This is a genomic window from Trueperaceae bacterium (genome assembly GCA_023954415.1).
GTDB lineage: Bacteria > Deinococcota > Deinococci > Deinococcales > Trueperaceae > JAAYYF01.
Map to the genome: position 1 here is coordinate 23,842 of JAMLIB010000014.1, position 9,165 is coordinate 33,006.

The window sequence follows — 9,165 nt, forward strand, 5'->3', positions numbered from 1 at the left end:
CGCTACGGTTGCCGCCGACCACCTCAACGCTCGGTAGAGCTGCCTCGCAGCAGTGATGCGGACACCTATGGTGGAGGGCTTGAACCCCTTATCTGAAGCGTCCTGGGTTCGGTAGAGACTCTTTTCTCCCACGATTGGAGAGAATGGGTCATGGCGAGCAAGTACGATCCCGAGACGCGAGAACGAGTGATCAGGCTCTTCAAGGAGCGCCGCGGCGAGGCGCCCGAGGAGTCAGCTACGGCTTCGTTCCGGCGCGTTCATGAGTTGGTAGGCATCCCCATCGACACCATGCGCGGCTGGGTCAGACGCGCCGAGGTCGACGCCGGCGAACGAGCAGGCGTGACGAGCAGCGAACACGAGGAGCTGAAGCGCCTCAGGCGCGAGAACGCCGAGCTGAAGCGCGCTAACGAGATTCTCAAGACCGCTTCGGCGTTTTTCGCCGCCGCGGAGCTCGACCGCAAACTGAAGTGATCGTCGCGTACATCGATGCCTACAAGGCTTCGTTCGGGGTCGAGCCGATTTGCCGTGTCCTTAGGGACCACGATTACCAGATCGCCCCCAGCACCTACTACGCCTTCAAGAAGAGACCGCCCTCGGCTCGATCACTGTCCGATGAGCGGCTGCTGGCCGAGGTCAGGTGCGTGTTCTACGCCAACTACGAGTGCTACGGCGTCCGCAAGGTGTGGCAGGAACTCAGGCACAGGCGCGTGGCAGCGGGCCGCGACCAGGTGGCGCGCATCATGCGCTCAGCCGGCCTCAGGGGCGCCACGCGCCTGAAGCGCGTGCGCACCACCTACCCGGAGGTAGGCGCTGCCCGCGCGCCTGACCTGGTGCAGCGCAACTGGAGCCTGGAGGCGCCCGACACGGTGTGGGTGTCGGACTTCACCTACGTCCCCAGCCGCGAGGGCACGGTGTACGTGTCGTTCCTGCAGGACGTGTTCTCCCGGCGCATCCTGGGCTTCACGGTGGCCACCAGCATGGGCGCGCAGCTCGTTACCAAGGCGCTGGATCAAGCCATCAGCATCAGGAAGCGCACGAACCCCAGCTTCACCGGGCAGGGCGTCATAGTTCACAGCGATGCCGGCAGTCAAGGCGGATTCAAGTGGTCGTCGCAACACCTCGGTTGTGGAGGTGCTAGATGGGCCAGTCGAGGAAGCAGGTGCCTGAGGTTCCGGTTGGGGCGCGGCGCCAGTGGGCGGCGGATCGGGCTTTACGGCCGCCGATGCGGTCACCGGGTCGGCCGGAGCCGTCGCGTGCGGTGCAGCGTGAGTTCTGGCGCCTGATCGCGTCGGGGATCACGACGGTCGAGGCGGCGGCGGCGGTAGGCGTGTCATCGCCGGTAGCGGTGCGCTGGTTCCGGCATGCTGGTGGCATGCCGCCGTTGAGCCTGGTTGAGCCCTCGAAGCGTTACCTGTCTTTCGCTGAGCGTGAGGAGATCGCGCTGTTACGCGCACAGGATGTGGGTATTCGTGAGATCGCCCGCCGTATCGGGCGTGACGCCAGCACCATCTCACGGGAGGTGCGCCGTAACTCCGCGACCCGCGCCGGGAAGCCCGAGTATCGGGCGCTGGTGGCTCAGTGGAAGGCGCAGCAGGCCGCCAAGCGCCCCAAGGTAGCGAAGCTCGCGGTCAACACCCGGTTGCGGGAGTACGTGCAAGACCGGCTCAGTGGGGCTGTTCGTCGGCCTGATGGCACGAGCGTTGCCGGACCCACACCGCCAGCGTGGAAGGGGTTGAACAAGCCGCATCGGGCTGACCGGCGCTGGTCACTCTCGTGGAGCCCGGAGCAGATCTCTCAACGGTTGAAGCTCGATTTCCCTGATGATGAGACCATGCGGATCAGTCACGAGGCGATCTACCAAGCCCTGTTCATCGAGGGTCGCGGCGCGCTCAAGCGGGAGCTGGTCGCGTGCCTGCGCGCCGGGCGAGCGTTACGGCGACCGCGAGAACGATCACGCAACAGGCCGCAGGGGCATATCACTGCGGATGTGGTGATCTCCGAGCGGCCAGCGGAAGCATCTGATCGCGCCGTTCCCGGGCATTGGGAGGGAGACCTCCTCATCGGCACGGGCCGCTCCGCCATCGGCACCCTCGTGGAGCGCAAGAGCCGGTCCACGCTGTTGGTGCACCTACCGCGGCTGGAAGGCTGGGGTGAGAAGCCCGCGGTGAAGAACGGGCCCGCCCTAGGCGGTTACGGCGCGGTCGCCATGACCGCAGCCCTAACCGCGTCGATCACGAAGTTGCCCGATCAGCTCCGTAAGACGCTCACCTGGGATCGCGGCAAGGAACTAACGGCGCACGCCCAGTTCACCCTGGCCACCGGCACGAAGGTGTACTTCGCCGACCCGCACTCACCCTGGCAAAGGGCCACGAACGAGAACACCAACGGGCTGCTAAGGCAGTACTTTCCCAAAGGCACCGATCTATCGAGGTGGTCAGCGGAGGATCTGGAAGCCGTGGCCTTCACGCTGAACAACCGCCCCCGAAAAGTCCTCAACTGGAGAACCCCTGCAGAGGTATTCAACGAGCAGCTACAATCACTCCAACAAGACGGTGTTGCAACGACCGATTGAACTCAGACAATACACCAGCTTGGCCTTCAGCCAGAAGCTGCTCGATCACGGCATGGCCGGCAGCATCGGTAGGGTCGGCACCGCCTACGACAACGCGCTAATCGAGAGCACCATCGGGCTCTACAAGGCGGAGCTCATCCGCCCCGGCGGCCGGGCGTGGACCTCCCGGCAGGAGATCGAGACCGCCACCACGGCGTGGGTGGCGTGGTTCAACGAGCGCCGCCTGCATTCGAAACTCGGTTACCTCAGCCCCGTGAAGTACGAGGCTGCTTACAATCAGAACCTGGACCTGCCGAGGCAGGCCGCGTGAGAGAAGACCCTCTACGAAACCCAGGACGCTTCAGGTAGCCGCAGGTGCTGCAGATGATGGCGCGTCTGCTGGCGATAGACTCGTCTTCCTTGTCCGGCGATAGACTCACCCTGGTGACCCTGTACTTGGACCCCTCGTGATAGATGAGGGCCCGCGGACCGAACTCACTGATCGCGAGGAAGCGCGGGCGCTGCACGAACTCGTCGTTGCCCATCCCGAGGCGCCTCCCCGGAATGTATGCGGCCAGCGGCAGACGGGGGAACGAGTAGCCTGGCAGGAACCCTTCGCTCGCGAAGTAGCGGTAGCTGTAGAAGTCGCCCTGCATGCTCGTGCCATTGTCGGTCAGGAGGCCCATCTGGTTCTCGGCCTCGGCGCGCAGGCGCTTGGCCTGGGCCTTAGCGCCTGTATCCTTCGTGGCGTCCGCTACCGTCTCGTTGGCTGCGTTGAACTGTGCCTGCGCGGTGCGGTAGAGGTCACGCCAACGGTCGCAGGCGCGGTCGAAGCTCTCGATCGCGTTCATGAGCGTGTCGTTCAACCATGCAGCGTGGTACCAAGCAGCACTTTTTAGCGCCGGGAGGTCGTCCTTGAGGAGATTCTCCACCCGCTGGGTGGCCCTGCGCCGCGCATGGGGGTTGTCGAGTTCAGCGCGGATCTGCTCGCTCAGGGGAAGCGACTCGTTCTTGATGTCCAGGATCTCCTTAAGTGAGCGACCCAGCTCGACACCCGTCTCAGAAAGCCAAACGGAGTGCACATGCGCCCGCACGAGATCCTCGTTCGCGAGGTCGAGTCGGGGAGGTTCGACGATGCCAGCGACCATGCGCTCTGGCCTGGCGAAGTAGTACTGGTCGTGGCCGCTTCCGGTCGTGCAGTAGGTGAACACGAGGGCTGGTTGCCCACTGCGCCCAGCACGGCCGGAGCGCTGAGCGTAATTGGCCGGCGTGGGAGGGACGTTGCGGAGGTTGACGACGTTCAGTTCCGCGATGTCTACCCCGAGCTCCATGGTGGGGGAGCAGTAGAGGATGGGCAGCTTGGCTGTGCGGAACTGCTGCTCGCGTTCCTCACGCCATGCGCTCGGCACTTGGGCGGTGTGCTCACGTGCCTCGAGGCCGCCCAAGTGCATGGCCGTCTCTTGGTAGAAGCGGCGGAAGAATGGGTTCACGCGGCCGGCATCTTCGTCGTGCACCTTTCTCAGGGGGTCATAGAGCGGGCTTTGACCGTCGCCAGCATGCCACCGCATCGCGCTGGGGCGTAACCGATAACCCGCGACGTCGCTCGGGCGCGTCGGCGCCTGCACGATCGCGAGGGTTCCGTAGCTTGCGAGGCGTTCTAGGAGGTTAGCGATGATCGCCTCTGAGTCTTCTACGGTGAGGCTGTTCATCTTGGGGAACGTATTCGCCCGCCGGAGGTACGCAGCGTACTGGCTACGACCGGAGAGGTAGATGTTCTTGCCACGCTCGTTCTTGGTACTCGGGCGGGGGTAAGCGGTCGTGTGGTACACGAGGCTCTCGCTCTCGTCCAAGCCCCAGCGCCCCTTGAGATAGTCGCGGCTGCGCGTCTTCATCTGCTCCTGCCGCTCGGGGTCGAGCCACTCGCTCTCGATCGCGAGGTTCCGTCGCAGGTGGTCTAGGAGCACGCGCATGGCCCCGTGACGTTGCGCCGGCGTGGCGGTGACAAGTGCTTCGTGGGTCCCCTGCCACAGCCCGTCTTGCTTGGACGCGTCGTCCAGGTCGGGATAGCGAAGGTCCAGCAGGCCAACCTGCTCGAGGTTTGGGGAGGTGAGGCGCCACCCGCGCTCGAGGTCGCGAAATAGGCGATAGGCGAGCACCTCGCGAAGCATGTTCGCAGCTTGGTTCTTGACCGCGGTGCCGACGAACTCTCCTACGTTGGCGGCGTAATCGTGGAGGTCGAGGTCCAACGCGGCGAACACGCTAGGGGCCACTTCGGAGAACCCGAGGCCGGCGGCTCCGGCGTCGTGGACGGCCTTGTAGAGGGCTCCGCGCAGGAGTCCGACTTCTACGAAGTCGTTCAAGTGACCAGCCTGGAGGCTGGCGTCCTGGCGGTTGTCCGTGAAGCTGAGGATCTTCCGCGCTTCCTTCGGTAGATCTTCCGTGCCCTGGAGCTGCCTTACCGCCGAGAGCGAGAGCACCGTTGTAGCTGTGGATCGTCCGCCCGTGCCCAAAACGCCGAGGGTGGTGTACTCGCTCGCGCCGGCTGGGTAGTGCACGCCGCAGTGCAGGCAGAAGCTGAGGTTGGCGGGCACGAAGTGGAAGGGTGTACCGGCGGGGGTCTCGGTGCCGTCCGGCTGTACCGTGACGGCGGTGGGGACCTTCTTGCGGCGGTCGTACTTGACCCTCAGCTCGCCGTGCCTGACCTCGAGCCAATCGTTAGGCAGACTCTCCAGTTCCTCCATTGATCCGGCTTCGGGCCAGGGGCGCCGCATGCTGAAGTAAAGGTAACCAGGGGTACCCTTGTCCTCGGCCTGGCGTTCGCCGAGGCTGCGCGGCGTGTACTTGGGTGCTCCATCGCCCTCGGAACGCCAGACGGTGTAATACTCATGCCCGCATTCGCGGCAGAACGCCAGGGGCATCAGCACCTTGCCTGGTTCGTCCGGTACCAGGCGCTGCGCCTTCAATGTCAGATGACGGACGGTAGGTAACTCGAGGGACGAATAGACCGTCTCGCCGCGGTTGTAGAACTGATGCAGCCTGAAGGCGAACGCCCGCAACGGGCGGCTGGCTGCCGGGTCCTCGACGACCTCGTAACCGGCGGTGAGGAGGCGTTTCAGTGGGACCTCGCAGCTGCCTGTGTGGAGGCCGGTGAGGCGCTCCAGCTCCGCCGCCACTCCGATCGGTCCAGTGAGTCGTTGCGGTGACTGACGCACCAGAGTGTTGCTCTCGGGATCCATGCGCACCCCGAGCGTAGATTCCACCCAACCGCACAGAGGATCCTGCACGAACTCAGCGAACGGCTTCTTAGTCAGCGACTCAATGTTGCTAAGGCTAGCTTTTAGGCGTGTTGGTAGTGCCGGGTCGGTCAGATCCACCGGAGTGGTCACGCGTCGGAGGGTTTCGCCTACTACGTTGCCGGGTGCGACCGGCGCGCCGAAGATGGTGCTCGCTACGCGAGCCACCTCGTGACGCTGCTCACTGACGGTGCCGCGGCTTCCCATCGTTGCCGAGGTGCCGATGCACTGGAGGTCAGAACCCCCCATGCGGTCGCGGGCGCGGCGGATCAGCATGGCCACGTCGGCCCCTTGCCGGCCGCGGTACGTATGCAACTCATCGAACACGATGAAACGCAGACTAGCTGCAGAATTCACCAGAGTTTTATCATTGCCACGTGTGAGTATTAGTTTAAGCATCACGTAGTTGGTCAAAAGAATGTCAGGAGGATCCGTCTTGATGCGAGTGCGTGTGGCCTCGTCATCTTGCCCTGTGAAGCGCGCGTAACTGACTGGCGGCCGCCCGCCGAAGCCGTGGTCTAGGAATTTCTCCAGTTCACCCGCCTGGCTGTTGGCGAGGGCGTTCATCGGGTAAACGACGATCGCCTTTATCCCGTTACCAGTTCCGACCCGGAGAACGTGGTCGACGATCGGGATCATGTATGTGAGGCTCTTGCCCGAGCCGGTGCCGGTGGTGACAACATAGTTGGAGCCCGTCTTGGCGATAGCAATGGCTTCGACCTGGTGCTTGTACAGGTCGAGCGGCACTCCCGGGTTCTTGTCGGTCTTGCCGTGCCTGAACACCTGGGCGCATACCGAATGCAGTGTGCCTGCCTCAACTAGGTCGGGGATGCCGGCTCCCGGCGCGAAGGCAGGGTTGAGTTGCACTAGAGGTTCCGGCCAGAGAGCATTAGCCCTCAGCTCGCCTTCGACCCGAGCACGTACGTCCGGTGTCGAGACGTTGATGAAGCTGCGAGCATACTCGGTGTAATCGGTCGTCAGTTTGTCGCGGAAGGCGAAGATGTCCATGGGTCCCCTAAACGGCAGGCCTGCTCATTGATATCTAGCGCACACAGATAAGGCTAAAATTAGTCGGCGCTGCTACAAGCCTTCTCTTCTGGCGCACCGGTTCGTAATGCATTTTATCGCTATCCTTGAGATGAGCATGCCGTGTCTAATCCCCTAATGCCGTTGGGCTCCTTACCTCACGGATTCTTTGGGACGCATAAGGTCTTCGACCTCCTTGTGCGACTAGGCGTCTCCAACCACAAGCAGAGGAACTTGGCAGTGTTCGCCTTCGAGCGTTACGAGGACGCATCGCTGCTATAGACGGGAATGGAGAGCCACGAGGCCCCAACCCTGACTCTACTAATGACTTGTCACCAGGCCACGCTCACCGCACCTCGACGTCCGTGTCGGAAACGACCCTGAGTTTGGCTCGGCTCTTGCGCGACTCGCTCAACGCGTAGATCGGCAAGTCTCTACGAGAAACGTGCGCTCATGCGGGCAAGTCGCAAGCTGAGGTGGCTGACACGCTGGGGGTCACTCGGCCGCGTATCGCTCAGATAGAGGCGACTGAGGGCTCTGTGTCCTCACTCGCCATGCTCGCTAGGTATCCCAGCCGTCGGTGGCGATAATCGTGGTCGCGGACGTATCACCGAGACAGGCACACGGGGTGCGAGACGAGTCGCCCTCCGGCAAGGCGCGACCGCGGGCGGCGATCGCCCCCAACCCGTAAGCCACCTATCCGACCCGATCACGCCACCAAGCCTCGAAGCGGGTGCTCGCTCTTGAGGACGTTCTCGAAGATCCGGAACCGCGTGAGCATGTTGATGGGTATGAGGCCTCCGCCGTAGTTGATGTCGGAGTCGAAGAAGACGCCTCGCGCGCCCGAGCTTCTCCTCACCGTGTACGCTCGCGCGACGGCGTAAGCCTCGTTGAAGTCGTTGACGGCTTGTAGGACGTCCGCGTGGGCGGCGTCTTCTCTCAGGGCGAAGGCCGCGAAGAACCTCAGCCGGTTGGAAGGTTGGTCGAGCATGACCCATACGTCGAGGCCCTCGCTGTGCACGACGACGTCGCCGTCCTCGTCGATGGTCGTGCGGTACTGCGCGACGGCGAAGACGGCCTGTAGGAACCCGGTCGACACATCCGGGGCAGAGACTGCCCCTGTGAGAACGTCCGCCACTGCGTTGCCCTCCTCGTTAACGTGGCCGAATGATAGCGGTCCGGGATGCTCGACGCCGGCGCTCGCTCACCCGGCCCGTATCCGCCCGATGAGCGCCGCCATCGCCCGCTCGAAGTCGCCGCTCCCGCGCAATCCGAGGCTCGCGGCCGCCGCCGGTCCGAGCAGCTTACGCAGGTTGGCGGTGTCTTGCTCGGCCGTGTCGTGCTCCGCGGCGCGCCCGAGCGGGACCGCCGCGATGCGGCGCACGAGCTCCTCAACCAGGTCGACGAGCTTCGCCATCTTGTCGTAGTCGAGAGTGTCGGGCGTGTCACTCAGGAGCTGGGTGACGCCGGACGGAGCGTACACAGCGCTCGCGGCCGGGGTCGGCTAGTGGCCCTCACCCGCTTGGCAAGCTGGATGCGACGATCTCGCCGGTGTCCGGGTGAAGTAGCACTGCTATCCCTCACGCGTCACGTGACGCGTTACAATCGGTGCGTGATCAGGTCATTCGCTGACCGACGCACCGAGAGGCTGTTCCTCACAGGCGCCCTGGGCGAGCTGCCGCCCGACATCGTTTCGAGAGCCAAGCGCAGACTGGAGTACATCCATCTGGCCAGGAACCTTGGAGACCTTGCTAGCCTTCCCAGCAATCGGTTGCACCGGCTGACGGGTGACAGGGAAGGGCAGTACTCGATCTCCATCAACATGCAGTGGCGCATCTGCTTCCGATTCGTCGACGGCGACGCGTTCGAGGTCGAGATCACCGACTATCACTGATCGCGGTACATGAGGTGAAGGATGAGCATAGAGAACGCTGGTATCCGGACGGTTCGACCGACGCACCCTGGCGAGATCCTCCGTGAGGACTTCATGCCTGACTACGGCCTCACGGTGGCGTCGCTCGCACTTGCCGTTGGCGTTTCGCGTCAGACGATCAACGACTTGTTGCGGGAGCGGCGGGCGGTTTCGCCCGAGATGGCGCTGCGCCTCGCGCGCCTGTTCGGGACCAGCCCGGAGTTCTGGGTAGACGCGCAACGGGAAGTCGACCTATGGGACGCCAGTCGTGCCCTGGCGACTACCCTGGAGCGGATCGAACCGCTTCCGACACCGACCGCACCGGCTCGTTGACCGTTCGGCTCCACGCACGCCGTCACCGCCAGGCGACCCTCGCCTATGTC

The 9,165-nt window shown here is 63.9% G+C and carries 8 protein-coding genes, 1 pseudogene and 1 other annotated feature; of the genes and pseudogenes, 6 read left to right on the forward strand and 3 right to left on the reverse strand.

Annotated features, from left to right (window positions below; translation table 11 throughout):
* Nucleotides 1–150: 150 nt before the first annotated feature.
* The 4 genes and pseudogenes from M9914_13635 (at nucleotide 151) to M9914_13650 (ending at nucleotide 2,882) form a co-directional block, all read left to right on the forward strand.
* The gene (locus M9914_13635) at nucleotides 151–471 is read left to right on the forward strand and encodes a hypothetical protein (protein MCO5175217.1); all 321 of its coding nucleotides are present in this window, start codon (nucleotides 151–153) and stop codon (nucleotides 469–471) included.
* Nucleotides 429–560: a sequence feature (AL1L pseudoknot), on the forward strand. (Overlaps the previous gene by 43 nt.)
* Nucleotides 468–1,283: an IS3 family transposase gene (locus M9914_13640; protein ID MCO5175218.1), complete on the forward strand. Its 816-nt coding sequence runs from the start codon at nucleotides 468–470 to the stop codon at nucleotides 1,281–1,283. It overlaps the preceding feature by 93 nt. Before M9914_13635 ends, M9914_13640 begins: the two co-directional genes overlap by 4 nt.
* 89 nt (nucleotides 1,284–1,372) lie before the next feature.
* Nucleotides 1,373–2,572: an IS30 family transposase gene (locus M9914_13645; GenBank protein ID MCO5175219.1), complete on the forward strand. Its 1,200-nt coding sequence runs from the start codon at nucleotides 1,373–1,375 to the stop codon at nucleotides 2,570–2,572.
* Between the two features lie 7 nt (nucleotides 2,573–2,579).
* Nucleotides 2,580–2,882: pseudogene (locus M9914_13650) on the forward strand (integrase core domain-containing protein).
* Here M9914_13650 and M9914_13655 read toward each other — a convergent pair.
* From M9914_13655 to M9914_13665, 3 genes are all read right to left on the reverse strand, one after another.
* Complete coding sequence (locus M9914_13655) at nucleotides 2,818–6,852, reverse strand: DEAD/DEAH box helicase (protein ID MCO5175220.1); 4,035 nt, start codon at nucleotides 6,850–6,852, stop codon at nucleotides 2,818–2,820. The pseudogene M9914_13650 and the gene M9914_13655 sit on opposite strands and share 65 nt — an antisense overlap.
* 727 nt (nucleotides 6,853–7,579) lie before the next feature.
* The gene (locus M9914_13660; protein ID MCO5175221.1) at nucleotides 7,580–7,969 is read right to left on the reverse strand and encodes a YbjN domain-containing protein; all 390 of its coding nucleotides are present in this window, start codon (nucleotides 7,967–7,969) and stop codon (nucleotides 7,580–7,582) included.
* A gap of 105 nt (nucleotides 7,970–8,074) precedes the next feature.
* Entirely contained in the window at nucleotides 8,075–8,353 is a 279-nt protein-coding gene (locus tag M9914_13665) for a hypothetical protein (protein MCO5175222.1), read from the reverse strand.
* A 129-nt stretch (nucleotides 8,354–8,482) separates the two neighbouring features.
* On the opposite strand from M9914_13665, the gene M9914_13670 reads away from it, so the two are divergent.
* Both M9914_13670 and M9914_13675 read left to right on the forward strand, forming a co-directional pair.
* Nucleotides 8,483–8,764 (forward strand): type II toxin-antitoxin system RelE/ParE family toxin, encoded by a 282-nt coding sequence (locus M9914_13670; protein MCO5175223.1) that lies wholly within the window; start codon nucleotides 8,483–8,485, stop codon nucleotides 8,762–8,764.
* Nucleotides 8,765–8,857: 93 nt separating this feature from the next.
* Entirely contained in the window at nucleotides 8,858–9,115 is a 258-nt protein-coding gene (locus M9914_13675) for a HigA family addiction module antitoxin (protein MCO5175224.1), read from the forward strand.
* The last annotated feature ends 50 nt before the right edge of the window (nucleotides 9,116–9,165 follow it).

Coding starts and splice junctions, on each gene's coding strand:
- M9914_13675 (MCO5175224.1), top strand. CDS start 8,858: ATGCCTGACTACGGCCTCACGGTGGCGTCGCTCGCACTTGCCGTTGGC.
- M9914_13635 (MCO5175217.1), top strand. CDS start 151: ATGGCGAGCAAGTACGATCCCGAGACGCGAGAACGAGTGATCAGGCTC.
- M9914_13655 (MCO5175220.1), bottom strand. CDS start 6,852: ATGGACATCTTCGCCTTCCGCGACAAACTGACGACCGATTACACCGAG.
- M9914_13645 (MCO5175219.1), top strand. CDS start 1,373: ATGCCGCCGTTGAGCCTGGTTGAGCCCTCGAAGCGTTACCTGTCTTTC.